The 25,343-nt window shown below is 28.1% G+C and carries 32 protein-coding genes; 22 read left to right on the top strand and 10 right to left on the bottom strand.

Annotated elements, in window-relative coordinates; all coding sequences use genetic code 11:
• Positions 1-175: 175 nt before the first annotated feature.
• The 6 genes from CSPB_RS05100 (at position 176) to CSPB_RS05080 (ending at position 4,578) form a co-directional block, all read left to right on the top strand.
• On the top strand, positions 176-841 hold the full coding sequence (locus CSPB_RS05100) for a methionine ABC transporter permease (protein ID WP_404813375.1): 666 nt from the start codon (positions 176-178) through the stop codon (positions 839-841).
• Positions 842-1,035: 194 nt separating this feature from the next.
• Positions 1,036-1,443: a MetQ/NlpA family ABC transporter substrate-binding protein gene (locus CSPB_RS05095; RefSeq protein WP_089193422.1), complete on the top strand. Its 408-nt coding sequence runs from the start codon at positions 1,036-1,038 to the stop codon at positions 1,441-1,443.
• A 48-nt stretch (positions 1,444-1,491) separates the two neighbouring features.
• Positions 1,492-2,265 carry a MetQ/NlpA family ABC transporter substrate-binding protein gene (locus CSPB_RS05090; protein ID WP_089193421.1) on the top strand — a complete coding sequence of 258 codons (774 nt, stop codon included), beginning with the start codon at positions 1,492-1,494 and terminating at the stop codon, positions 2,263-2,265.
• 98 nt (positions 2,266-2,363) lie between these two features.
• Positions 2,364-2,897, top strand: coding sequence for a phosphoethanolamine transferase domain-containing protein (locus CSPB_RS08835; RefSeq protein WP_228842439.1), 534 nt, complete (start codon positions 2,364-2,366; stop codon positions 2,895-2,897).
• On the top strand, positions 2,843-3,913 hold the full coding sequence (locus CSPB_RS05085) for a phosphoethanolamine transferase (RefSeq protein WP_228842438.1): 1,071 nt from the start codon (positions 2,843-2,845) through the stop codon (positions 3,911-3,913). The genes CSPB_RS08835 and CSPB_RS05085 overlap by 55 nt, the downstream gene beginning before the upstream one ends.
• Positions 3,914-3,954: 41 nt before the next feature.
• On the top strand, positions 3,955-4,578 hold the full coding sequence (locus CSPB_RS05080) for a phosphatase PAP2 family protein (protein ID WP_089193420.1): 624 nt from the start codon (positions 3,955-3,957) through the stop codon (positions 4,576-4,578).
• 37 nt (positions 4,579-4,615) lie between these two features.
• Here the strand turns inward: CSPB_RS05080 and CSPB_RS05075 are convergent, their stop codons facing one another.
• Complete coding sequence (locus tag CSPB_RS05075; protein ID WP_089193419.1) at positions 4,616-4,828, bottom strand: hypothetical protein; 213 nt, start codon at positions 4,826-4,828, stop codon at positions 4,616-4,618.
• Between the two features lie 476 nt (positions 4,829-5,304).
• Between CSPB_RS05075 and CSPB_RS05070 the strand changes: the two genes are divergently transcribed.
• The 4 genes from CSPB_RS05070 to yedF all read left to right on the top strand — a co-directional run bounded on the left by CSPB_RS05070 (position 5,305) and on the right by yedF (position 7,628).
• Positions 5,305-5,517, top strand: a complete 213-nt coding sequence (locus CSPB_RS05070) for a hypothetical protein (protein ID WP_193625347.1) — start codon at positions 5,305-5,307, stop codon at positions 5,515-5,517.
• Between the two features lie 86 nt (positions 5,518-5,603).
• The gene (locus CSPB_RS05065; protein ID WP_319803234.1) at positions 5,604-5,807 is read left to right on the top strand and encodes a VirB8/TrbF family protein; all 204 of its coding nucleotides are present in this window, start codon (positions 5,604-5,606) and stop codon (positions 5,805-5,807) included.
• A 364-nt stretch (positions 5,808-6,171) separates the two neighbouring features.
• Positions 6,172-7,383 carry a selenium metabolism membrane protein YedE/FdhT gene (yedE, locus tag CSPB_RS05060; RefSeq protein ID WP_089193418.1) on the top strand — a complete coding sequence of 404 codons (1,212 nt, stop codon included), beginning with the start codon at positions 6,172-6,174 and terminating at the stop codon, positions 7,381-7,383.
• The gene (gene yedF, locus CSPB_RS05055) at positions 7,383-7,628 is read left to right on the top strand and encodes a sulfurtransferase-like selenium metabolism protein YedF (protein ID WP_089193417.1); all 246 of its coding nucleotides are present in this window, start codon (positions 7,383-7,385) and stop codon (positions 7,626-7,628) included. The genes yedE and yedF overlap by 1 nt, the downstream gene beginning before the upstream one ends.
• A gap of 379 nt (positions 7,629-8,007) precedes the next feature.
• On the opposite strand, the gene CSPB_RS05050 is transcribed toward yedF, so the two are convergent.
• The 8 genes from CSPB_RS05050 to CSPB_RS05015 form a co-directional block, all read right to left on the bottom strand.
• Positions 8,008-8,763 (bottom strand): TIGR02757 family protein, encoded by a 756-nt coding sequence (locus tag CSPB_RS05050; protein ID WP_193625346.1) that lies wholly within the window; start codon positions 8,761-8,763, stop codon positions 8,008-8,010.
• Positions 8,760-10,616, bottom strand: a complete 1,857-nt coding sequence (flgK, locus tag CSPB_RS05045; protein ID WP_089193416.1) for a flagellar hook-associated protein FlgK — start codon at positions 10,614-10,616, stop codon at positions 8,760-8,762. The genes CSPB_RS05050 and flgK overlap by 4 nt, the downstream gene beginning before the upstream one ends.
• A gap of 1 nt (position 10,617) precedes the next feature.
• Entirely contained in the window at positions 10,618-11,049 is a 432-nt protein-coding gene (gene flgN, locus CSPB_RS05040) for a flagellar export chaperone FlgN (RefSeq protein ID WP_089193415.1), read from the bottom strand.
• A gap of 32 nt (positions 11,050-11,081) precedes the next feature.
• Positions 11,082-11,291, bottom strand: a complete 210-nt coding sequence (locus CSPB_RS05035) for a flagellar biosynthesis anti-sigma factor FlgM (protein WP_033916034.1) — start codon at positions 11,289-11,291, stop codon at positions 11,082-11,084.
• Between the two features lie 59 nt (positions 11,292-11,350).
• Positions 11,351-11,644, bottom strand: a complete 294-nt coding sequence (locus CSPB_RS05030) for a rod-binding protein (RefSeq protein ID WP_089193414.1) — start codon at positions 11,642-11,644, stop codon at positions 11,351-11,353.
• On the bottom strand, positions 11,644-12,717 hold the full coding sequence (locus CSPB_RS05025) for a flagellar basal body P-ring protein FlgI (protein ID WP_089193413.1): 1,074 nt from the start codon (positions 12,715-12,717) through the stop codon (positions 11,644-11,646). The genes CSPB_RS05030 and CSPB_RS05025 overlap by 1 nt, the downstream gene beginning before the upstream one ends.
• A gap of 64 nt (positions 12,718-12,781) precedes the next feature.
• Positions 12,782-13,360: an RsmD family RNA methyltransferase gene (locus CSPB_RS05020; RefSeq protein ID WP_089193412.1), complete on the bottom strand. Its 579-nt coding sequence runs from the start codon at positions 13,358-13,360 to the stop codon at positions 12,782-12,784.
• Positions 13,344-13,691: an ornithine carbamoyltransferase gene (locus CSPB_RS05015; protein ID WP_089193411.1), complete on the bottom strand. Its 348-nt coding sequence runs from the start codon at positions 13,689-13,691 to the stop codon at positions 13,344-13,346. The genes CSPB_RS05020 and CSPB_RS05015 overlap by 17 nt, the downstream gene beginning before the upstream one ends.
• A 120-nt stretch (positions 13,692-13,811) precedes the next feature.
• Between CSPB_RS05015 and CSPB_RS05010 the strand changes: the two genes are divergently transcribed.
• The 5 genes from CSPB_RS05010 to CSPB_RS04990 all read left to right on the top strand — a co-directional run bounded on the left by CSPB_RS05010 (position 13,812) and on the right by CSPB_RS04990 (position 17,149).
• Positions 13,812-14,177: a flagellar protein FlaG gene (locus CSPB_RS05010; RefSeq protein WP_089193410.1), complete on the top strand. Its 366-nt coding sequence runs from the start codon at positions 13,812-13,814 to the stop codon at positions 14,175-14,177.
• Positions 14,178-14,180: 3 nt separating this feature from the next.
• Positions 14,181-16,055 (top strand): flagellar filament capping protein FliD, encoded by a 1,875-nt coding sequence (gene fliD / locus CSPB_RS05005; protein WP_089193409.1) that lies wholly within the window; start codon positions 14,181-14,183, stop codon positions 16,053-16,055.
• 13 nt (positions 16,056-16,068) lie between these two features.
• Entirely contained in the window at positions 16,069-16,449 is a 381-nt protein-coding gene (fliS, locus tag CSPB_RS05000) for a flagellar export chaperone FliS (RefSeq protein WP_089193408.1), read from the top strand.
• A complete protein-coding gene (locus CSPB_RS04995) occupies positions 16,436-16,663 on the top strand; it encodes a hypothetical protein (RefSeq protein WP_089193407.1) in 228 nt (75 codons plus the stop codon). The genes fliS and CSPB_RS04995 overlap by 14 nt, the downstream gene beginning before the upstream one ends.
• A gap of 84 nt (positions 16,664-16,747) precedes the next feature.
• Positions 16,748-17,149, top strand: coding sequence for a DUF1425 domain-containing protein (locus CSPB_RS04990; protein ID WP_089193406.1), 402 nt, complete (start codon positions 16,748-16,750; stop codon positions 17,147-17,149).
• 55 nt (positions 17,150-17,204) lie between these two features.
• Here the strand turns inward: CSPB_RS04990 and CSPB_RS04985 are convergent, their stop codons facing one another.
• Positions 17,205-18,428 carry a glutamate-5-semialdehyde dehydrogenase gene (locus CSPB_RS04985; protein ID WP_089193405.1) on the bottom strand — a complete coding sequence of 408 codons (1,224 nt, stop codon included), beginning with the start codon at positions 18,426-18,428 and terminating at the stop codon, positions 17,205-17,207.
• An 81-nt stretch (positions 18,429-18,509) separates the two neighbouring features.
• Here CSPB_RS04985 and CSPB_RS04980 point away from each other — a divergent pair, with 81 nt between their 5' ends.
• Genes CSPB_RS04980 through CSPB_RS04950 form a run of 7 tightly spaced genes read left to right on the top strand, consistent with a single transcriptional unit; the run spans position 18,510 to position 25,340 of the window.
• Positions 18,510-19,463 (top strand): NAD(P)-binding domain-containing protein, encoded by a 954-nt coding sequence (locus CSPB_RS04980; RefSeq protein WP_089193404.1) that lies wholly within the window; start codon positions 18,510-18,512, stop codon positions 19,461-19,463.
• A 19-nt stretch (positions 19,464-19,482) separates the two neighbouring features.
• A complete protein-coding gene (locus CSPB_RS04975) occupies positions 19,483-21,756 on the top strand; it encodes a coiled-coil domain-containing protein (protein WP_089193403.1) in 2,274 nt (757 codons plus the stop codon).
• Positions 21,753-22,439, top strand: coding sequence for a tRNA1(Val) (adenine(37)-N6)-methyltransferase (locus CSPB_RS04970; protein ID WP_089193402.1), 687 nt, complete (start codon positions 21,753-21,755; stop codon positions 22,437-22,439). The genes CSPB_RS04975 and CSPB_RS04970 overlap by 4 nt, the downstream gene beginning before the upstream one ends.
• Positions 22,432-22,797: a YkgJ family cysteine cluster protein gene (locus CSPB_RS04965; protein ID WP_193625345.1), complete on the top strand. Its 366-nt coding sequence runs from the start codon at positions 22,432-22,434 to the stop codon at positions 22,795-22,797. Before CSPB_RS04970 ends, CSPB_RS04965 begins: the two co-directional genes overlap by 8 nt.
• Complete coding sequence (locus CSPB_RS04960) at positions 22,770-24,032, top strand: tetratricopeptide repeat protein (protein WP_089193400.1); 1,263 nt, start codon at positions 22,770-22,772, stop codon at positions 24,030-24,032. Before CSPB_RS04965 ends, CSPB_RS04960 begins: the two co-directional genes overlap by 28 nt.
• Positions 24,019-24,801, top strand: a complete 783-nt coding sequence (trpC, locus tag CSPB_RS04955) for an indole-3-glycerol phosphate synthase TrpC (protein WP_089193399.1) — start codon at positions 24,019-24,021, stop codon at positions 24,799-24,801. The genes CSPB_RS04960 and trpC overlap by 14 nt, the downstream gene beginning before the upstream one ends.
• A 2-nt stretch (positions 24,802-24,803) precedes the next feature.
• Positions 24,804-25,340, top strand: coding sequence for an HIT family protein (locus CSPB_RS04950; RefSeq protein ID WP_089193398.1), 537 nt, complete (start codon positions 24,804-24,806; stop codon positions 25,338-25,340).
• The last annotated feature ends 3 nt before the right edge of the window (positions 25,341-25,343 follow it).

The following is a 25,343-nucleotide window of genomic DNA, read 5'->3' as shown; positions in this document are numbered from 1 at the left end:
GATAAGGCATTAAATGAAAAAAACTATGATATTTTTAAGTATAATTTTAGCCCTATTTTTCTTATATCCGTTTTTTGCGGGTGAGAGTATTTTTGAGAGCATGGATACAGCATTTTTTAAAGATGAGCCGTTTTTTGGAGCTCTTTTTGATAGCTTTGGAGTTAGTTTAAAAGAAATTTTAGGCGATAAAACTTATCAAATTGCTATTGATATTTTATTAGTTGCAACTTGGGAAACTTTATATATGAGCATTACTTCAACATTTTTTGCTTCCATCATAGGAATTGCACTGGCTATAATTCTTGTTTTAACTAGACAAAATGGATTAATGGAAAATGCAAAAGTGTATTTTGTTCTTGACATAATAGTAAATACGCTTAGAAGTTTTCCTTTTATAATACTCATCATAGTTCTTTTTCCGCTTGTTCGCCTTATAATTGGCACAAGTATAGGAACAGACGCTGCTATCGTACCACTTACTATAGGCACAGCTCCTTTTATGGCAAGACTTATAGAAAATGCTTTAATAGAAGTTGATAGTGGTATAGTTGAAGCTGCAAAAAGTTTTGGTGCTAGTAAAATGCAAATAATTTTTAAAGTTATTTTAGTTGAAGCAGTTCCAACTCTTATAAATGTTATAACTTTAAGCATAATAGTAGTTATCGGTTTTTCTGCTATGGCTGGAACTCTTGGTGGCGGAGGACTTGGTGATGTTGCTATAAGATATGGTTTTCAAAGATTTAGAGCAGACATAATGACATACACTGTTATTATACTTATAGTAATGGTTCAAATTTTCCAAAGTATGGGGGATTTGATTTATAAAAAAGTAAAAAGATAGTATATTTATATAAATTTAAGAATAAATTTATTACAATCATAAAATTATTTTTAAAAAGGAGATATTATGAAATCAGATATGTCTGACATGTATGAAATGTGTCGTTGTTTAGCTATGCGTTGTCGAAAGATTTTTTAGTCAAACACTTAAAATTCCTTTAAGTGTTTGAGATTTTAAACATTTAAAGGAATTTTATGAAAAGATTATTTCTTATTCTGTTTATAGTCTCAAATTTAAGCTTATATGCACAAAAATTAGCTGTTGGCACTTTGCCTATTTCTCATGCTCATATTATAGAGTTTATAAAACCACTAAGTTTTGATATAGAAATAAAAGAATTTAATGACTATTTTATATCAAACTACGCTCTTGAAAATGGCGAGATATATTTGCATTTTGGTATAGGTCTTCCTTATATGAAAGAATTTAATCCAAAAAATACTACGCATATATTTCCATTAGATATTGCTATTGTAAATATGAATTATGTTCTAGGAGTAAATTTAAATCCAAAAAGAGATACTCTTGCCTTAAAAGATAGAGAAAATACTTATGTAAATTATCTTATAGTAAAGGAATGTAATGAAAATTTACAAAGCTAAAGAATTTATAAAATACAATATAATTAATATATTTTAAAGGAGAAAAATATGAAAAAAATAGTTTTTAGTTTATTGTTATCGTTTTTAGTAGCTGGTTTTGCAAATGCTGCTGAAAAAATAGTAGTTGGTGCTACGCCTGTTCCTCATGCTGAAATTCTAGAAGTTATCAAACCTGAACTTGCAAAAGCTGGATATGATTTGGATATAAAAATATTTAATGATTATGTTATACCAAATGTTGCAACAGATAGTGGCGAGTTAGACGCAAACTTTTTTCAACATTTGCCTTATTTAGAGGAATTTAATAAAAATAAAGGCACAAAACTAGTTAGCACAGCTTCTGTTCATATAGAGCCAATGGGTGTTTATAGTAAAAAGATAAAAGATTTAAATGAGCTTAAAAAAGGTGCAAAAGTTAGTATTCCAAATGATCCTACAAACGAGAGTAGAGCTTTGGATGTTTTGGCAAATGCTGGACTTATAGAGCTAGATAATGCGACTTTAAAAACTCCACTTGATATAACCAAAAATCCTAAAAATCTTAAATTTATAGAGATAGAAGCGGCTAGTCTTCCTAGAACGCTTGATGATGTTGATATATCAGTTATTAATACAAATTACGCACTTAGCGTAGGCTTAAATCCTAAAAAAGATGCCTTAGCTTTAGAAAGCAAGGATAGTCCTTATGCAAATATAGTTGTAGTTAGTGAAAAAAATGTAGATAGCAAAAAAACCAAAGCGTTAAATCAAGCTATACAAAGCGAAGCCGTGAAAAAATTTATAGATGAAAAATACAAAGGTGCGATAATTTCTGCTTTTTAACTTCATATAGATAGCCATTTTTTGGCTATCTATTTAAATTCCAATCATTTATCATTATTAACTACAATTTCGTTTTATTTTTTAAAATGAGGTAGTATATGAAATACAAAGAATCCAGTCTTATTATGATAACTTCGGCACTTTTTGTTGCGTTTTATAACTTTACATTTTTTACAAATGTTGCATCTGTTTATGATATAAGAGAAAATTTTATATATTTTGTTTCTATAGTTATAATGCTTTTTTCATTTAGTGTTTTGTTTTTTACTCTTTTTAGCTCAAAATACACAACAAAACCTATACTTATTTTTGTGGTTTTGGTTTCATCTATAACGGCTTATTTTATGGATAATTATGGTGTTATTATAGATAACACTATGCTTACAAATGTCATTGAGACAAATGTTTCAGAAACTGCTGATTTGCTTAGTATAAAGCTATTTTTATACATTATATTTTTAGGCATAATTCCATCAATTTTTATTTATAAATTTAAGATAATTTATCCAAATTTTAAAACACAATTTTTCTCAAAGTTAAAAATTTTAAGCATTTTTTACTTATTATACTTGCAACTATGCTTAGTTTTTCTAAATTTTATACATCATTTTTTAGAGAACACAAACCTTTAAGATACGCTATAAATCCATTTTACTGGCTTTATAGTGTAGGAGATTTTAGTACTAAATCTTTAAAAGGCACTAACATTGGGTTTGTAAAATTAGGCGAGGATGCAAAGGTAGTTGAAACAAGCTTGGAAGATAAGAATGATGATAAAAAAGAGCTCATTATACTTGTTATTGGAGAAGCAGCTAGGAGTGACCATTTTAGTTTAAATGGTTATGAGAGAGATACAAATCCGCTTTTAAGTAAAGAAAATATTATAAATTTTCCAAATTTTACTAGTTGTGGTACAACTACGGCAGTTTCTGTACCTTGTATGTTGTCTGCTTTAAGACATGATAATTTTGATAAATACAAGGCTAAAAATCAAGATAATGCTTTGGATATTTTAAGTAGAGCTGGGGTTAGAATTTTATGGAGAGATAATAACTCTGATTCAAAAAATGTCGCAACTAGAATGGAGTATGAGAATTTCAAAACTAATCAAAATAACAAAGTTTGCGATAATCAAGAGTGTCGTGATATTGGAATGCTTGATGGACTTGATAAATTTATAGATAAAAATAAAAACAAAGATATCTTAATAGTGCTTCATCAAATGGGAAATCACGGACCAGCTTATTTTAAAAGATATCCAAAAGAATTTGAGAAATTTACTCCAGTTTGCAATAGTAATGATTTTCAAGAATGCGATCAGCAAAGCATAATAAATTCCTATGATAACGCTATTTTATATACTGATTATTTTTTAAGCGAGGTTATAGAATTTTCTAAAAAATACTCAAGTACACATGAAAATGCCGTGATTTATATGAGTGATCATGGAGAGAGCTTGGGCGAAAACAATATCTATTTACATGGTTTGCCATATGCCATAGCTCCACAAGCTCAAAAACATGTGCCGGCTTTTATATGGCTTGGCGACGGTTTTTTTGATGTTGATAGTAAAAAACTTAAAGAAAAGGTTAAAAATGGAGAGTTTTCACAAGACTATTTATTTCATACTTTGCTTAGTATTTTTTGAAGTTCAAAGCAAAATTTATGATAAAAACTTGGATATATTAGATGGTACTAAAAAATAGCATTTTTATAACAGGTTTTTTACTAGTTTTAGTAATTTTACTATTTGAATACACAGATATAGACATTATAGTTCAAAATCATTTTTATGATATCAAAAATGGTTGGCTAGTTGATAGAAATGATAAAATGCTATATTTTATTTTTTATAGTGGCGTTAAAAAAGCTATTGTAATTTTTGGCGTTATTTTGTCTTTTATGGCAGTTTTTTATAAAAAATTAAAGCTAAATTTAGCAAATTTACTCATAGTTTTGTTGTCTTTATACATAGTTCCTTCAACTGTTAGTTTATTAAAAAAACAGACAAATATGCCTTGTCCTGTCAATCTTGAGATATATGGCGGAAGTTATCCAGATATAGGATTGTTTGAACGATATCCAAAAGAATCAAATTTTAAAAGAATAGCTTGTTATCCAGCAGGACATGCAAGTGGCGGATTTGCACTACTTTCTCTTGTGTTTTTATGTAAGAAAAAAAGAACAAAAGTGGTTGTTTTTATTCTAGCTCTTGCCTTAGGTTGGATGATGGGATTATATAAGATGATGATAGGAGATCATTTTTTAAGCCACACCATTGTTTCAATGCTAATAGCATGGCTTAAATTTTGATAATTTCTAAACTAATTTATAAGAAATTTAATAAAACTTAGTTTTGATTATCTAAAAAATCAATCGCAGATTTAACAGCTTTTGGGCAAATTTTAGAAAAAAGATTTTGATTTATTATCTCTTTTAATTCATCTTTTTTACTCAAATCATAGCCCAGTATATCTTTGCATTCAAGTCTTTTAAACTCGTTTATAAAAGGTTTATCAAATTTAGCTTTTAAATCTTTTGCATTTTTGTATTTTAGTCCCATTGTCATTATAAGTAATAATTACGGCACCATAGGTTTTTGCTCACCACATCTTGTCCTCAAAACATGCGTTAAGGTTTTTTATATTTTCTTTTGACAAAAAATCATTACATGTTTGGTTTAGCACCATTTGTGTGCAGTTTTGTCCAGAATGCAAAAAAGCTGAGTTAAAATTTACTCATAAAACTTCTGAAAAAAAGAGCCTATTTATCAAAAATTCCAACTACGACTTCACATTTTCCTAACGAAATACACAAAGAAAAATGTTCTTATATAAAATGAGCATGCTACAAAAAAGAAACAAAAGAGCTTATAGTCTCATTAACTGAAATACAAATGCATGATCGTTTAGAATCAATGCTAAATCGTTTTATTAAAACAGAAAAAAATGAGGATAAATGTTTGATAGGAAATAACGCAAACCTGTATCAAATTCCAAAAATACACTTGATGTAATTAAACAAACTGGAAAACATACAATGGGTATAGCTTCAACTTTAGCAAGTGCTACAAAAGAAAATCTAAAAGGTAGTTTTTCAAATTTATCAGATAAAGCTACATCCAGTAGCAGAATGAATGATATAGCAAATAGAATTAAAGAAAGAATATCTCCAATAGATGAAACTAAAAATACAAGTAGCAGAACAATTTCAGGTGCGAATGAAACTTATTATTCTGGCATAAATTCTTAAATAAGGTAAAAAATGAGTAAACAATATATTAAACAAATCCATATTTAGATGCAAAAAGAGAATGGCTTGAACGATATGGAAATTATATATTTCAAAAAAGAAACTGGCAAATAATAGCAGTTCTTAGTGCAATTATCTCTTTAATTTGTGTTATTTTTCTTGGATATTCTACTACGCAAAATAAGCTAATCCCATATGTTATAGAAGTTGATAAACTAGGAAATACTTCAAAATTTGGAATAGTCCAAAATATCGATAAAAAATCCCAATGTTATAAAATATGGTTTTAATACTTTTATTTATATTTTTTAAAAAGTTTTTTGTTTCTTATGTCGTCATTTTTATTATTTTATACATTTTACAATTACAATATTTAAAAATTTTTATAATATTTTTTAAGAAAGCTATTTAAAAATATATTTAATTTTATTAAAAATATGTTGTTATTTGCTATTTTTTGTTTAAAAATAATGCAAACTTGTAAAGTGGATAATATTTTGAATTTATTTATAGTTTCTATGTATGCAATAGCATTTATTAAATTTAATTTTAAATATTTTATTAATTAATTAAATAAATTCTAATTAAATACAAAATTATGTACAATCTCAAAATTAGTGCTAAGGTGTAGCAATAACAAATTTAGGAGATTAAATGTTTCATTCTTTCAGACAAAAATTTTTAATAAATTTTTGGCACACTGGAAAAGCTATGATAGCTTTAGCTATAGTTGCGACTGCGTATTACGGGATAATGCGTAGTGGCTGGGCTGTAACTGGCGAGATGACAAGGTGGGGTGGAGAGTTTTTAGAGCTTTTTGGTATGGATTTAAGCGGATATTCATATTATAAGAAGCAAAATTTAAGTGGCACACCTTTTTCAAGATCAGCTGGACTTATGCTAATAGGTATGTTTATAGGGGCTTTAGTAGCAGCTTTATGGGCAAATAAAGTTAAAATTCGCTTCCCTGCAAGCAAAATTAGGGTTTTTCAAGCTATAGTTGGAGGAATTTTAACTGGTTTTGGTGCAAGACTTGCATTTGGATGTAACTTAGCAAATTTCTTTACAGGATTGCCATATTTTTCGCTTCATACATGGTTTTTTACTATTTTTATGGTAGGCGGAATTTATACTGCAGTTAAGCTTTTAAATATTGATTTTTTCAAACCAAAAGCAAAATTGGTTCGTTCAATTACAGGCAAAGGCGTAGGTTTAGAAATAGATAAAACAAAGGCAAAAAGACACTTTATGTTTGGTAGTATAATTTTTGCTTTGTTTTTAGTTTGGTTTTTTGTTTTACTTATAAAAAGTCCAGCCATTGATGTAGCTAATAAAAAAAGCCTACTAAGCGTAGCACTTTTATTTGGATTTATTTTTGGTTTTATCATTTCAAGAGGGCAAATTTGCTTTACATCTTGCTTTAGAGATATGTTTTTGTTTGGTAGAACCATAGCTATCAAAGGTGCGATTATTGGAATGGTGATATCTTGCGTGTTAGTTTATGCTTTTGTTTTAAACGGACACGGGATTAAATTAGTTGAAATTTCGTCTGGCGTGATGATAGGTGGATTTTTATTTGGATTTGGGATAGTTTTTGCTGGAGGATGTGAGTGTGGATGGACATATAGAGCATTTGAAGGGCAAATTCACTTTATGATAGTTGGAGTTTCAAATTTTGTTGGAACGGCTATTTTGGCTTTAAGCTATGATGCTATACCAAATTTTATAAAATCAGGCGTAAAAGTAAATATGCTTGAGAGTTTTGGAAATTTTGGAGGATTTGTTATAAATTTAGCCCTGTTTGGCGTTATGGCGATTTTAGCTTATGTTTATCAAAAGAATTTTTTTAAAAAAAGGGGATTTTAATGAGTAATGTTTATGATGGAGAAGTGACTTATACGCTTGATTTAAAAGGAGAAGCTTGCCCTTTGCCTGCAATTGCTTTGGTTGATGCTTTGCCACAGCTTAAAAAAGGGGAAATTTTAGAACTACTTTGCGATTGCCCACAAAGCATTAACTCAATCCCTCACGATGCTAAAAACCGCGGTTTTGAAGTTTTAAGTGTTGAACAAGATGGTCCAACGATAAGATTTATTATAAAACATCCTTGATATAAGCCCTAAATTTGGGCTTATTCCTACTTTTTAATTAAATATCGCTACTAAATTTACTATTTTTGTAATATTACTTATAAATTATAAAAATTTTTAAGTTTATATTAATAAAATTACACATAAAAATAAAAAGTAACTAATTTGTAAAGCTTTTTTAATGGTAAATTTATGTGGTAGCGTTATTGTTGCGAATTAAAAATATATTATAGCTATTTAAAGTTTGGTAGTTAATATTATATTACTAGTTAGGCTGATTTTGGATTTAGAATTATAGCTAGATAAAACATTTGCTTTAACTGATTTAAAATTATAACTATTTATGTCAGATGATATATTTATTATTTTATTGTTTGCATAGATTTTAAATTTAAGTATATTAATTCAAAAAAAGTTTATCTATTTCTTTGCTTTGCCCGAGCCTATAAAGTGCAAAATCGTATTTTATAGGATCATTTTTATCAAATTCTCTTAGCTTTTTTGTTAGTTCCATAACAGCCCTAAAATCATAACTTTTTCTATTTATAAGTCCAAGTTTTAGTGCAACTTTATGAGTATGAGTATCAAGTGGTATCAAAAGATATTTTTTATCAATGCTTTTGAAAATTCCAAGATCGATATCGCTACTTCTAACCATCCATCTTAAAAACATATTGTATCTTTTATATGGTGAAATAGGAGTTTTAAAAACTGAACCAAAATAAAAATTATATCCAAAAGATCTATAATCATTTAGTGAATATATAAATTTCATAAGTTCATTTATGCCATCTATAATTTCGCCTGATTTTTTCATACCGTTTGCTACAATTTCTTCTATATTGCCATCTTGTTTTAATCTTTTGTGTGTTATAAAAATCTCTTTTACATCTATAGTGCTTTGAAATCTGTATTTATGCGAAGTGTAAAATTTATTTATTTCTTCATCGCTTTCATCAAGTAAATCGAAATTTAGCGAGTTTAGAAATTTAACTATCATTTTTGCATTACCATAAGCAAATAGTGCACATATTAGTGCAATATTTGGCTCTTTATATTTTCTAGCAACTTGCAATGGATCCGCAAAAGCTAATAAATTCTCATCACAATTTTTTAAATTCGCATGAAAATCTAGTAAATTTTTTAAATCAATCATTGTTTTAAAGTAAGCAATGTATCAAGCATTTTTTCTACTGTTGTGATTATTTTTGCACTTGCCCCATAGCTTGATTGAAATCTAATTAAATTTGTAAGTTCTTCATTCATACTTACTCCGCTAATTGATTGAAACTCTTGAAGAGCTGTTGTATATAAGGCTTTATTTGTTTCATGTGCGTTGTTGTTTGTTTCAGTTTGGGCAGCTATTTGCGTAGTTAAAAATCTATAAAAACCTTCTATAGTTTCTTCTTTTCCAAATGAGTTTTTGCCATTAAATTCAAGCTTTTTATATTGAAGTTGAACAATCTCATTTGCTACTTCGTTATTACCATCAATTGGTGCTTTAAATCCTTGAAGTTTCACAGGATCATCACTTAATACGCTATTTACTTTTATGTTTTTTGAGCTATTTCCGTCAAAAAATCTATTTAAACCAACAACTCCTGGAAAATTTGTCCCATTATCTTCAAAAGATATAAAATATTCATCGTTATTAAATTTAGGATTTATAGATAGTTGCCCTAAATTTTTATCATCATGATATATATATGATGCACTAAAATAATCATCAACATCGTTTAGTGAGTTCTTGTCTTTATTATCATCTGAGTTTGTATTAAACTGAGTTACTATGGAATTTGAGTCTAAACCGCTATTCATAGCTGTAGTTCTATTTATCTCTATAGTTTTTCTAGCCACTTCCTTTCCTTGTTTATCATAAACTACAACATCAAATGTTCCTTCTTTTATAGTATCATCAAAATTTATAAGAGAATTTTCAGGCTTTAAGAAATTTAAATCACTTGAATTTACTTTGTTTTGAGCCGATTTTGCATAAATATTATTTGTTTGGGTTATTAATGTTTTAGCAAAAGTATCTAGGTTATTTATATAGCTTTGAATTGTTCCATCGCTTGTTTGACCAGTAGATGCGTCTATATACCTACCTCTAAGCTCAAGTTCAGCCCCTATTTGTCCGCCTGTTATACTCGGCATTATGTTTATAAGTCTGCCGTCTTGTCTTTCATAATACACTGCTTGAAAATCACTAACGGCACTTTCGCTTTTTAAAACAAGTGGGTGAAATGCAGTTCCTTCAACTATACCAAATCCACCTAAATTTAGACTATAATCTTGACCCATATCTGTGATATTTCTATCTATGGCAGTATTGCTTTCAAGAGAACCTTTAAATGCTGTTATATTTACTAATTTTGCCATAGCTCTTTCAAGCTGATCCCTTTTATCCCTAAGATCATTTGCATTATTGCCTTTTATTGATTCTATTCTAGCAATCTCTCCATTTATATCAGCTATTTGTTGTCCTAGACGATTAAATTCTTCTACATTTATTTTTAGCTGATCATTTACAGTTTTTTTCATTTTATATAGTTCATCTGATGCTTTTCTTATATTCTCGCTTAGGGTTTGTGTTAGTTGGATAAGGTTGATTTTTTGCGAACCATCTGACGATTTTGATGCAAAATTATTCCAAGCATTAAAGTAATTTTCTAAATCTTTTAGTATACCAACATCTTTTAAATCCGGAAATCTTTGTGTTATTTCTTGTAAGATATCTTGTTTATAACCAGTATAAGAAAGAGCACTTTCTGAATTTTTTAATCTACTATATGAAAATTCATCATGTATTCTTACAATCTGATCTACTTGTGTGCCGTTTCCAACATCTCCTGGTATATTGTGAAAAGGTTCTTTGGCTGATTGAACAACTCTTTGTCTTGTATAGCTTTCATTATCTATATTTGAAATATTATGACCAGTTGTGGTTATTTGCATCTCGGCGGCATTTAAGCCAGAAACCCCAATTGATAAAGTGTCAAAGATTGCCATTTTAAACCCTTAATTTGAAATTAGAGTTAAAAATTTGTTTGCCTTTTTTGTTATACCCTTCTGATTTTTCTCCAAAAATCTTGTTTGCAAGAGAGTCGTAATACTCTTTTATTACTATAACATATCTTGAATACTCTCTATTTTTATTTTGTAAGAGAGTAAGAGAGTCTTTAAGTTCGGCTAACTTATTTTTATCCTCTTCGTCCAAAATACCAGCAAGATCTGTTCCACTTTTTTCTTCTAACATTTTAAGAAGTTCTTTATCAAGAGTTATTTTGGAGTTTTCAAATTTTTTTATAAGTTCTGTTTTGGTTTTTACACTTTGTTCTACTGCTTCGTGTCTAGCATTTTTTATATTTTCTATGTCAGTTTGAGTTATTTCTATGAGTTGATTTAGTGATGAAATAGCTTCATCTAGGTATTGTTTTATCATTTTTAGTCCTTTTAAAGCACAAAGGACTAAAATTAAAATAGTTCGTTAGCTACTGCCTTTGCTGTTTTGTTTAAATCTATTTTATAAGTTCCGTCTGCTATGGCTTTTGCTATTTTGCTAACTTTACTATCACTCTCAGCACTTTGAGCTGTTGATTTTAAATTTTGTATCTTTTTATCGTCATTTTTAATTTTACTAAGCGAAGAATCAGTTACGAAGCTCGCACCTACTGAATTAATCATCTTTTATCCTTTATAGTTAGAACTTGATTGCTAACTATATCGGCATTATTTAATTTTTATTAAGACCTTTCTTTTAAAAAATTAAATAACATATCGCTAAATCCAAAACCACCGCTTAATGCTTTACTCATTGTGTCATTATACATTGAGTTATAAATCTTATCTCCAGCATCTTTTGGAAAAAGTGAATTTTCGTTTTTTATAGATAAATCAAGAACGGTTTTTACTAAAAATGATTCAAAAGCATCAGTTTGCTCTCTTAGTGCCTTTTCATCAAATCTAGGTCTGTTTTGAGTTATCAATTTATCATTTACTGTATTGTATGCATTTAATGCCATAGAGTTATCTATCATTACATAATCTCCAAATCTGCGTGTATCGCACCAACTTCTTTTAAATTTTGTAAAATTGCTATTATATCCTTTGGTGTTGCACCAAGTCTATTTAAAGCTCTTGTTACATTTGCAACAGTTGTTTTTTGTGTTCCTATATTTAGCGTATTCATAGCACCATCTATAGATGTTTCGCCACCGAGATCTATTATATTTGCTGCTGTATTTTCAGGTGCTAGATTGTAGCTTTGTGGTTCTATCTTTAAAGTTATGCCTCCATGAGATATAACAACAGGATCAACTGTTATATTTACTCCACTTACTATGGTTCCTGTTCTTTCATTTATTACTATTTTTTCTTGTGGCTTATAATCGACTTCGGTTTGTAAAATTTGAGATAAAAAATCAACCATGCTAGCACCTTCTGGCTTCATCAATCTTATTGTTCTTGGATCTGTTGCAACAGCTACTTCCCCATAAATCCTGTTTATGACATTTTGAACAGTTGTTGCACTATTGAAATTTGTAGTTTTTAGACTAAGATCTGCAAAGTTTTGATTATATATGTCATATAAAACTTCTTTTTCTACTAAAGCACCTTGCGAAACTACAGCAACTGTAGGATGATTTCCAGCTGCGTTATTGCCAGTTCCTTCATTTTTCCCGCCTATACTTACAGAACCTTGTGCTATAGCGTAGATATCCCCATCAACACCTTTTAATGCCGTCATAAGCAGTGTTCCGCCTTGCAAACTTTTAGCATCACCAAGAGAAGATATAACTATGTTTATTTTATCTCCTTGCCTAGCAAAAGCCGGAAGTGAGGCTGTAACCATAACAGCTGCTGTGTTTTTTGATTTTATATCATCTTGATTTATTTTCATGCCAACTGTTTGAAGCATATTTGATATAGACTGAAGCGTAAATTCAGAAGTAGTGCCATCTCCAGTGCCTTTTAAACCTACAACCAAACCATATCCTATGAGTTGATTTTCTCTTACTCCTACAACATTTGCTATATCACTTATTTTTGCTGCATTTAAGAAATTACAAGCAAAAAAAGCTATAAACATATATTTCATAAACCTCATCATAATATCCTTAAAATAAATGAAATTTAGAAATATGAAGCAATAAGTGTTCCAAATATTAAATTTTTTAAATGTAGTAACTAAGTGAGCTTTTTCCAAATTTACGAGTTTTGTCTAATTTAAATTTACCTAAAATATCTGGCATTTTTAAAGTGCTAATGTGTTCTATGGCTATAAGATAAATTTTATCGTTTTTGACATTTTTTATCATATTAAAAATATTATCATAAATTTCTTCAAATCCATCCCTTATATTAAAAGGTGGATCTATGTATAATATAATCTCATCTTTTATATTTGCTATTATCTTTGGAAGTTCAATAAAGCAATCTCCATTGATTGGTATTAGATTTTTTTCATCTATACTTTTCATATTTGATTTTGTTATCTCAAAAGCAGATTTGTCTTTTTCTATGGCTACACAAATTTTCGCATAGTTACTATAAGCTTCTATTGCCATTAAAGCACTTCCTCCAAAACACTCTACAAAAACTTTGCCATGAAGTTCATTTCTAATAGTGTCAAAAAAAGAGCCTTTTAGTATGTTCTTAGTGCTTCTTGTGGTTTTTAAGCTTGGAAGAAGTAGTTTTTTTCCTTTAAATTTGCCACTTGATATAGTTGTAAAAAGTTTATTTTTTGAGTTCATTTTTTATCAGTTCTGTTAAGTCTATTTTAAATTTATTAAGCAAATTATTTAGTTTATCTTCAAAACTACTTGAAATATACTCTATATTTTCGCGATGTTTTATTTGCATAGCAGAGTAAAAATCTTCTATTGTATAAACTAACTCTTGTTTATTAAAAGGAAATTTAAGATATGGTGAGTTTTCGCCTATAATAAAAACTGGTTTATTTGTATCTAGTTTTTTGTCGCTTATTATAAAATCACAATCTTTTCTTCTAGAGGCAAATTTACCAAGAAATAACATCATTGATTTTTGCAGCAAAATACATTCACATTCAAAAGATATTTTCATAACTCCCTCCAAAATATTTTCTTATTTTAACTAAAAAAATAAAATTTAGTATGCCAAACTAAATAAATTATACTTTTTGTCGATATACTCACCAAAGAAAATAATTTTAAGGAGAAAATTATGGAGATATATGATGTAGCTTCAAGACAAATGGATAGTTTTATTTCTTTATCTCAAACTCAAAATAGTACAAAATCAGCGTTATTTGAAAAATCTAATTTGAGTAGTAGTAATGAAGAGTTAAATCAAAAAAGGTCTTTATCAAATGAAGAGATAAATAAGATTGCAGATCGATTAAATAAACAGATGGAGTCTTTGCAGACAAATATAAGATTTGCCTATAATGAGGAGATAAGTTCTCTTTATGTAAATGTTTTAGAAAAAAATACTGGAGAAGTTATAAGAAAAATTCCTACAGAAAGTATGATGAAACTAAGCGAACATTTTAAAGAAATTATAGGTTTGTTAATGGATAAGAAAGGATAAATTATGCCAGCCATAAAATCACTCGGAATAGGAAGTCAGGTTTTAACAGGAGATATAATCGACAAGCTAAAAGCTGCTGATGTAAAAGCGCAAATAGATCCTATTGGTAAAAATATCACAGATAATACCACTAAACAAAAAGATATAACAACTATTTCTACATTCTTGTCATCTTTGAAAACATCAGTATCAGCCCTAGGAAATGAGACAACATACCTTAAAAGAAAAGCAAGTGTTAATGGGGATAGTGCTAATGTAAATGTTTCTTCTGGTGTTAATTTGCATGATTTTAATTTAGATGTAAAACAGTTAGCTCAAAATGATGTTTATCAAACTTCTAAATTTGGAAGCGAAAATGACATAGTTTCTGCTGGTGGAAAGCTTTTTGATGATGGTAATTTTACTATAACTTTAGGAAGCGGTAGTAATAAAAAAGAATTTAAAATAAATATAAAACAATCAGATACTTATGAAGATTTAGCTAATGAGATAAATAGAGCAACAAATGGTGCTGTGAGTGCCAAAATTTTAAATGTAGGAGAGGGCAAGTCTCAGCTTATAATACAATCAAAAGATTCTGGATTAGATAATGCTTTATCATTTAGTGCTACAAAAACTAAAGATACAAATGGAAGCGAAATAGATGATCCAAATTCTTTAAAAATACTTTCTGCTCTTGGTCTTGGAAATGAGATGGTGGATAAACTCGATGAAAACTCTCAGCCAATTCTTGATAGCTCTGGTAATAAAGTTCAAATAACACAGCTTGAAGCAAACCATATACAAAAAGCACAAAATGCTGAATTTACATATAATGGTGTTAATATGTCAAGACAAAGTAATAAATTTGATGATATTACAGCAGGTGTTGAAATTACTTTAAAAGAGACTGGGAAAACTAGTGTTAGTATAAATAACGATACTGAAAATATAATTAGTGAGATAGAAAATCTTGTAAAATCATATAATGAACTTATGAATAATCTTAGCGCCTCTACTGATTATAATGAACAAACTGGAATGGGCGGTGTTTTGCAAGGTATGAATGAGATTACTACTATAAAATCAAGTATTAACAAAGTTTTATTTGAAGCTGTAAATACCGGTAGAAGTGTTACAGAAATTTCACAAGATAAAAATGGCAATGAGATAAAAAATATCTATAATGCACTAAATACAGTGTCTGACTTTGGTATAAGTTTGAGTGAAGATGGTCTTTTGAAATTTGATAAATCAAAATTTAATAAAATGGCAGAAGAGGATTTTGACTATGTTGAGAAATTTTTCGTAGGAGATATGAGCCATTCTAAAATATCTTATAGTTCAAAAGATATATCAGGCGGTGCTATTTATGTTTCTAGCGGAGCTTTAAAGATAGGCGATAAAGAAATTTTATTTAAAACAGATGCCGCTAATACAAAAGAACAAAATGCTCTTGCTCTTTTAGACGCTATCAATAAAGCTGATATAAAAGGCTTAAAAGCTGAATTAAATGCTACTAAAACTGGCGTTAATTTAACAAGGCAAGATGGTGGTTCTATAGAAATAACTGGTAGAGATGATGTGCTTAAAGCTTTGGGATTAGAAAAAGTAAGCATACATGCTACTTCTAGTGAAAACAAAGGTGTATTTGCCAAATTAACAGATACGCTAAATGGCATGGTTGGTCAAGAAGGAACGATAACAAAGCTTTCGGATTCTTTAACTAAAGACAACGAAAGACTTAGCGATGAAAGACTTGATACGCAAAAAAAGATAGATGAAAGATATGAGAGAATGGAAATGCAATTTGCTCAATATGATGCCATTATAGGTAAATTAAACAGACAGTTTTCAGCACTTCAAAGTATGATAGATGCAGAACTTGCAAATAAATAAAAAGGAAAGTAAAATGCAAAATAATTTAGCATATTCTGCTTATATGCAAAATAGCGTAGGAATAGAATCTCCAAAAAAATTAATAGAAATGCTTTATGAGGGGATACTTAAATTTGTTTATAGGACAAAAAAAGCTATAGAGGATGATGATATAGAAGCAAAAGTTTATAATATAAATAGAGCAAATGCGATATTTTTTGAGCTTATAAATTCACTTGATTATAATCAAGGCGATGTTGCACATTATTTAGCTGGTCTTTATACAAGAGAGATTCAACTTCTTACACAAGCAAATTTAACAAATGAAAAAGCTAATCTTGATGAAGTAATTCATGTTGTAAAAGAGCTTTTAGAAGCGTGGAAGGAAGTTACTAAAGAAGATGAATTGGCTTGATAATTTTAAAATTGCCATAGCAAATAAAGATAGTGAAAAAATTTTACTTCTTATAGACAGTATGCCATCAAATTTTAAGACAGTTGATGATATGTTGTCTGCTCTTAGTCTTACAAAAGAGGCTTTAAATTTAATAAATTTTAAAAAAGACTCTTTGGCAAACGATATAAAAAAGTTAAAAAGCGTTAGAAAATATGCTGATTATTATCGATAATAAGTTCTAAATTTATTATCGATGTTTTTTTATATTTTAATTTAAAATGTAACTCTTTTTTATACATAATTAACAAGGATAAAAATGAAAAAGATTATTTTTACACTTTTAATATCACTTTTATTTTGTGGATGTAGCTTTTTTACAGATACTCAAAAAGAGCTTTTGGAAAATAAAATAGTAGTATTATCTGATAATTTTTATGATGATTTTAAACTTATAAATACAGCACATAAGCTCAGAGAAGATGGATTAACAGAAATTGAAGCTGTTTTTGTAAATACAGCAGATAAAAGCATAAAAATTGCTTATAAAATAGACTGGTTTGATAAAGATAATTTTTTGGTAGATACTCTTATGTCTAAATGGGAAATTATAAATGTAACCCCTATGAAAAATTTAGTTATAAGAGGAGTTTCGCCATCTACAAAGGCCATAAATTATCAAGTAAGGATAATGTATCCCAAAAGCGATGATATAAAATAAATAAAATTTAAAATCAAAAATACAATAATTTTTATATATTATTGTATTTTTTGCTCTATCTTACTTGCCCATTTCCTAATACCTGATATTTGTATGTAGTTAGTTCATTTAGTCCCATTGGACCTCTTGCGTGAAGTTTATTTGTGCTAATTCCAATTTCTGCTCCAAATCCAAACTCACCTCCATCGCTAAATCTCGTTGATGCGTTTACATACACACAAGCACTATCAATTAAATTTAAAAATTTTTGTATATTTTCTTCGTTTTTAGATATTATAACTTCAGAATGAGATGAGCTAAATTTTTCTATATGAGTTATAGCTTCATCTATGCTTGAAACAACTTTTAAATTTACTGCGTAGTCTAAATATTCTGTATCGAAGTCCTTGTTTGTAGCTTTTTCGCAATTTATAAATTTAGCAGTTTGTTTACAACCCTTTATATGTATTTTTAGCTCATCAAATTTAGTTTTTAACATAGGCAAAAATTTATCAGCTATATTTTTATGGATTAGTATTGTCTCGATGCTATTACAAGCCGATGGTTTTGAAAATTTTGCATTTACGCATATATCTAAAGCTTTTTTTAAATCAGCAAATTCATCTACATAAGCATGACAAAGTCCTTTGTCGTGTTTTATAACTGGTATTTTTGATGTATTGCTTACCATTTTTACCAAATTTTCTCCACCTCTTGGTATGATAAGATCTATGTATTTATCCATTTTTAAAAATTTTTTAACATCTTGTCTTGAGATATTAAGATAGCTAATGCATTTTGTAGGGATATTAAATTTTTCTAAAGATTTATGTAGTGCTTTTATGATTGCTAAATTTGAATTCAGTGCCTCTTTTCCGCCTTTTAATAGGCAAACATTTGAGCTTTTTAGACACAAAGATGCAACTTCGGCAGTAACATTTGGACGCGATTCATAAATTATACCAATTACGCCAATAGGTATAGAAACTTTGTTTATTTTTAAACCAGCATAATTTATCCAACCACTTAAAACATTACCTATTGGATCTTGTAAATTTGCTACTATTTTTAGCGAATTTGCTATATCGTTTATCCGTTTTTCATCCAACATTAATCTATCTTGCATAGCTTTGCTAAGTGAAATTGCGTTTTGCATATCTATTTTATTTGCACTTAATATATCTTTTTTGGATTTTGATATTTCCTCGCTCATATCAAGTATGATATTTTTCTTTGTTTGCGGGTTTAATTCAAGTAGTGTTTTTGATGTTTGTCTTGCTTTTTTGATTGTATCTATCATAATATTTTCTCTTTTAATCAAATTTAAACTAAAAAATTGGTATATTTTAGCATTTAAAACTTAATATTTTGGAGAGTAAATTTGAAAAATATTTATGATGTTGTTGTAATTGGCGGAGGTCCTTGTGGAATAGCTTCAGTTGTTGAGTCAAAAAAGATGGGATTTGAAAATGTTTTACTTTTAGAAAAAGGCGATAACCACTCTCAAACAATTAGAAAATTTTATAAAGACAATAAAAGAGTAGACAAAGAGTATAAAAATATGCCTTCAGTTGTTGTTGGAAATGTTCCTTTTGAAACATCTATAAAAGAAGATGTTTTGGATTATTTTGATAAACTTCTTGAAGAAGAAAAAGTAGATACAGTTTTTAATATAGAAGTTGAAAAAGTTCAAAAAATTGAAGATATTTTTCATGTTGCAACGCCAAGCACTATTTATGAGGCTAAAAATGTTGTTGTAGCAATCGGTAAAATGGGCAGACCAAATAAGCCTGATTACAAAATCCCGACTTCTTTAAATTCAGTTGTAAATTTTAATTTAAATTCTTGTTCTAATGATGAAAAGATTATGGTTGTAGGTGGCGGTAATTCGGCAGCTGAGTATGCAATAGAGCTTAGTAAAGCAAATATTGTTACACTTTGTTATAGAAAAATTACATTTACAAGACTTAATGATATCAATGAAAGAGAACTTCTTGATTTAGCAGAGCAAAATAAATTAAATTTAAAACTAGGCATTGATATAACTGAACTAGAAAATGAAAATAACAAAATAAAAGTCAAATTTAGCGATGGATCATATGAAATTTATGATAGGATTATTTATGCGATAGGTGGCTCAACTCCAATAGATTTTTTACAAAGATGTTCAATTAAAGTAAATGAGAATTCTCAACCAATAGTAGATGAGAATTTAATGACAAATATACCAGGTCTTTATGTTGGCGGTGATATAGTTACTAAAAATGGTGGCTCTATAGTATTTGCATTAAATCATGCTCATAATATTATAAGTCATATAAAATCTAAAATATAGTTTATTTGGGAGACTTTTTGTGAGGTTTTTGTTAACTTTTTTAACTTTACTTGCTGCAAGCTTATTTGCGGCAATTTGTTATGTATTTTACGATACAAAAATCTCGCAAGTTTCTGTAAAAGAAAATATCCAAACAAATCAAAATGAGCTTAAATTTAGCGATTTACCGCTTAGTATTCAAAAAAACTATATAAATAAAGACGATCTTTCTGAGTATGGGGACTACATAACGCCTTATTCTTACGCACTAAATTTTGAAATAAATAGCAATGATGGAGAAGTTGTAGGCAGTAATGATGAACTTAAAGCCCAAATAATAGCACTTAGAAATCATAATAAACTTTTATATATAGACAATATTGATTTAGCTAACAAAAACTGGGAGGCGATATTAAGGCTTAGAGATCAAAAAAAAGATATAGAAAATGAAAAAAAAGAATTTTTAGATAAAAATTTAAAACTTTTAAGACAAGCACAAGATCAACACTACAAGAATATAGATGAACTTACAAAAAGGCTAAATGATGTTCAGCTTTCTAGTATGCAAAATTCTAAAATTTATGAGCAAAAGATAGTAGAGTTAAAAAATGAGATAGAAATAGCTCAAAAGATTTTACGCGATAAAGAGCTCGAATTTAGTCAAAAACTTTCAAATATAACAAGCAAAGAAAAACAAAATAACTCATCTCTTAGTCAAAAAAATAGTTATCTTTTAGAGCAACTTGAAGAGCTTAAATCTAAAAATGCACAAAATTTAGAACTTTTAGCAAAACAAGCAAAAGAAATCGACAAGCAAAAATCTGATCTAAAGCAAATAGTTGATTTAAAAGATACTCAGATAAACAATCTTTTAAGCAAGCATACTATGAGTATTGCTGATTTAGAGAAAAAAAATAAAACAGATCTTTCTGATTTGAGAACTGAGTTTGAAAAACAAAAAGATAAATTTATAAAAGATTTAGAATCAAAAGAAGAAGATATTAAAAATCTTGGTAAAATAGCATTAGAAGAAAGGCAAAGTTATACAAATCAAATTACAGGACTTGAAGATAGACTAGCTAAAACGCTTGTAGAAAATAAAAATTTAAAGGATAAAAGTTTAGAAAAAAAGTATCTTAGTATGCTTAGAGAGCAAAATTTAACTATATCTAATTTGCAAAATGAGTTAAAAAAGATAAATGATAAAAATGAAAGTTTGATTATATCAAATCTTGAAGAGCTTATTAAGCTTAAAGATAATCAAATTTTATCTTTAAATCAAAAAATGGATAAATTTAAAGACGACAATAAAACTACAAAAGATATAATTGATAAAAATTATAAACTTCTAAATGAAAAAATTGCATCATTGCAAAATGAAAAAACTTCTTTGCAAAATTCTTTAAATACTACTATAAATAAGCTAAATGATGAGATAAAGAATTTAAAAGAGGAGAATTCAGCTAAAATATTAAACTCAAATTTAGCTTTAAACTATGGCTTAAAAACTAGAGAATATGAAGATAAAATAAAAACTTTAACGCAAAAATTAAATGATATAAAAGATGAAAAACAAAATTCTATCGATTTGAAAAAAGAAAACAATAAACTAAAAGCCAAGCTTGAAAATTTAAATAAAACAAAAAAAGGTAATTTTGAAATAGAGGTTATAAAAAGCGATAAAGATAGTCTAGCACTAAAAGAAAAAAACCAAGAACTGCTTTCTGATATAAATAAGTTAAAAAATCAACTTCTTAACAGCGAAAAACTTCTTTTAGATGTTGTAAATGAAAATGAAAAACTAAGAATAAATAGAATTTCAAGCACTCAAACAAACGACATTATTGCAAAATATGAAAAAAGTTTGCAAAGTATAAAAGAACTTGAGATAGAAAATGGAAAATTAAGGCACGATATACTTTCATTAGATAAAAATAGTATAGCAAAAATCGCTCCTAAAAAAGCTGTTAATATAGATTCTATATCATGTGAGGATTTGAACTCAAAAAATAAACCAAGTGTAATGTGTAAAAACTTAGTAAGTGAATTTTTACAAAAATATAATTCTAATTTTTCTTTTGTAGTCATTCCTATAAACAGTTCAAGCTCCGTAAAAGCAGTATCTCAAAAACTTCGAAATAGTGGCATTAGTAATGCAGATAAAATCAGTAATTACGCTTTAGGATATGAAAAAGCAGAAGTTGGAGCAAGGTTGATAAGAGATGAATTTGGAGATTTTTCTAGGATATCTTATGCAAATGAAGTCATAACAAAGCCAAATAAACAAGGCTTTGTTATAAAAGTATATAGATGAAACTTTTTCAGCCAAAAGAAGGATATCGCTACAACAGCGATACGGTAATGCTTTATAGCTTTATAACAAAGCTAAAAGGCAATGTTTTAGATGTTGGTTGTGGATGTGGTATTTTAGGGCTTTTGTTAAAAAGAGATTTTAGTAATATTTCTTTAACTATGATTGATATATTGCAAACAAATATAAATATGGCTATAAAAAATGCTAATGAAAACAATATCAAAGCAGATATCATTAGTGGCAATTTTTTAGATATGAATGAAGATGTTAAATTTGATTATATTGTCTCAAATCCGCCTTTTTACCACGACGGGGCTATAAAAAGTAAAAATTTACACAAAAATTTTTCTAGATATAGTTCTAACTTAAATTTGCAAAATTTTTTAGAAAAAAGTTTCAAGATTTTAAAACCAAATGGAACTTTGATTTTTTGCTATGACGCAAAGCAAATTAATGATATATTTTTTTTGCTTCGTAATCTTAAATTTAACACAAATAAGGTACAATTCGTGCATCCAAAAGCTACAAAAAATACAAAGCTTGTTTTGATTGAGGCGAGAAAAAATTCTAAAAGTTTATGTGAAATTTTACCGCCAATTTTTGTAAATTGTGATGATGGTTATAGCTCTTTGGCAAAAGAAATATTTGCTAAAGCTGATTTATTGAGTGTAGATTATGAGTGAGTTTGATTTTACTTTTGATAGTAGTGCTTGCAAAAAGTGTGGAGGAAAATGCTGCATTGGAGAAAGTGGCTATATATGGATAAACAAAGATGAAATTTTTGAATTGTGTAAGCATTTAAACACTAGCTTTGATAATTTTAAACATAACTATTTAATAAAAGTTGGTTTTAAATTTAGCCTAAAAGAGAAAAATTACAACAATGGAAAAGCTTGTATATTTTTTGATGAAGATAATTTAAACTGCCTGATTTATGATTTTCGTCCAAATCAGTGTAAAACTTTTCCTTTTTGGAATCATTTTAAGAATAATTTTGATGAATTGGAGAAAGAATGTATTGGTGTAAAAAAATTGTCTTGATATTTATATTATGTGTAAATGCATTTTGTTTTAATCTAGACAAAAAAGATACACAAAGATTTAATTTAATGCAGGCATTTTTATATGAAAACAGTGGAAATTTTGATGAAGCCAAATCTTTACTTCTTGATTTGTATAAACAAACAAATGAAAAAATATATCTAAAAGAGTCTATTAAGATAGCTTTTGTAAATAAATCTAGTGATTTTGCAGAGCTTTTGAAAAAAGGTAGGATTGTTTTAAAAAATGACCCAGATTTTATAAGAATAGATGTTTCTGATATGCTTTTAAGAGGCAGATTTGATCTAGCAAAAATAAAATTACTTGATCTTGTAAAAAAAGATAAAGATGCTAAGAATTACTCTATGCTTAGCATGATTTATATATATGAGCAAGATTATGAAACTTCTTTAAAATATTTAAAAAAAGCTTATGAGCTAGAAAATAGTGAGAAAAATTTAATGCCAATTGTTGAGGTTTTAGATAAAAATTTATTCAAAACAAAAGAAGCTATCAGTATTTTACAAGATTATATAGATAAAAATGGCTGTAGTATTGAGACTTGTGAAGCTGCTGGATTGCTATATCTTAAAAGTAATGATTCTAAAAAAGCTATAGAAATTTATGAAAAACTATATGAAGATTCTTTAGATGAGAGATATTTACAGGCAATTATACAAATTTTTGCAGTAGAAAAAGAGTATGAAAAGGCTGTAAAATATCTTGAGAAAAATTATCCCCAAAATGATATTTTAACAGATCTTTATGCTAAACTTGGCAGATTTAATGATGCATATAATTTTGCAAAACATAAATTTGAAAATTTAAAAGAACCTATTTATCAGGCAAAAATGGCCATTTATAAGTATGAAGATAATAAAAATAAACTAAATCAAAATATTTTAAAAGAAGTTATTAATAACTTTGAAAAATCCGTGTACTTAGTAAATGATCCGATTTTTTATAATTATTATGGTTATTTACTAATAGATCATGATATAGATGCTAAGAAAGGATTAGAACTAGCTAAAAAAGCCCATGAACTTGATCCAGAATCGTTTTACATAGTTGATTCTATAGCTTGGGGTGAGTATAAAGTAGGCGATTGTAAAGCCGCAAAAAACACTATATCTAAAATCATAAATAATGAAGATTTTATAAACTCCCCAGAAGCAAAAGAACATATAAAATTTATAGATGAATGCTTAAAAAGAGGGCAAAATGATACTAGATGAGATTATACAAAAAACAAAAGAAGATTTAGAAATTCAAAAAAAAGAGTTGCCTTTTGATATTTTAAGTAGAACTATTTTTAATGTAAGAAATATTCAGCGAGATGTAAAAAAAGCCCTCAAATCAACTAATGATGAGCCGTTTAGACTAATTTGTGAAGTTAAAAAAGCAAGCCCTAGCAAAGGCGTTATAAGAGAGGATTTTGATCCTGTTAATATAGCTAGTTTATATCAAAAAGCTGGTGCAAACGCACTATCCATATTAACTGAACCGCATTTTTTTAAAGGAAATTTGGAGTATCTCTCACTTATAAGAAAATACACAAGCGTACCGCTTTTAAGAAAAGATTTTATAGTAGATGAATACCAAGTTTTACAAGCTTACTTATATGGTGCTGATTTTATACTGCTTATTGCAAAAGCTCTTGATAAAAAAGAGTTGAAAAAACTTGTAGAGCTAGCTTTTAGCCTTGGTATGGAAGTATTACTAGAAGCTCATGATAAAGAAGATATCAAAAAAGCTATTTTTTCGGGTGTAAATATAATAGGTATAAATCATAGAGATTTGCAAACTTTTGATATGCATATGGATCTTTGTGAAAAACTAATACCCATGATTCCAAATGGTAAAATCATTGTAGCGGAAAGTGGTCTTAGCTATCGCGAGCAACTAGTAAATTTAAATAAAATTGGCGTAGATGCCTTTTTGATAGGCGAATATTTTATGAGACAAGATGATATAGCTAAAGCTATTAAATATATGAAAGGTTAGATATGAACCATTTAAATGCACCTTGGAGATCTAAGTATTTTGAGACAAAAAGTGATAGTTGTGTTTTTTGTAATATAGTAAAAAATCCTCAAAAAGATGATGAATTTGGTGTGCTTTTTAGAGCAAAACACTGCTTTGGTGTTATGAATCTTTATCCATATTCTCCAGGGCATTTTATGGTAATTCCATATGAGCATATAGACAATATTGAATATTTAGACGATAAAGCTTGGCTTGAAATGAGTTTATATGTAAAATTAGGAGTTAAAATTTTAAAAGAAGTATTAAATGCAACTGGTGTAAATATAGGTATGAATTTAGGAGCTGACGCTGGTGCTGGAATTTGTGAGCATATACATTATCATTTAGTTCCAAGATGGAAAGGTGATACAAATTTTATCACAACCATAAGCGAAACTAGAGTAGCTGGTGTTGATTTTGAAAAATTGTATAAGAAATTACAAAAAGCATTTAATAACTTAAATTTACCAAAAGCATTAATTACTGATAAACAAAAACAAAGTATTTATAAGATATAGTTT

The sequence above is a fragment of the Campylobacter sputorum genome, from assembly GCF_002220775.1.
In the GTDB taxonomy this organism is placed as follows: domain Bacteria; phylum Campylobacterota; class Campylobacteria; order Campylobacterales; family Campylobacteraceae; genus Campylobacter_F; species Campylobacter_F bovis.
Note: the sequence above shows the minus strand (reverse complement) of the source record. Positions and strands in the feature narration are given on the sequence as shown.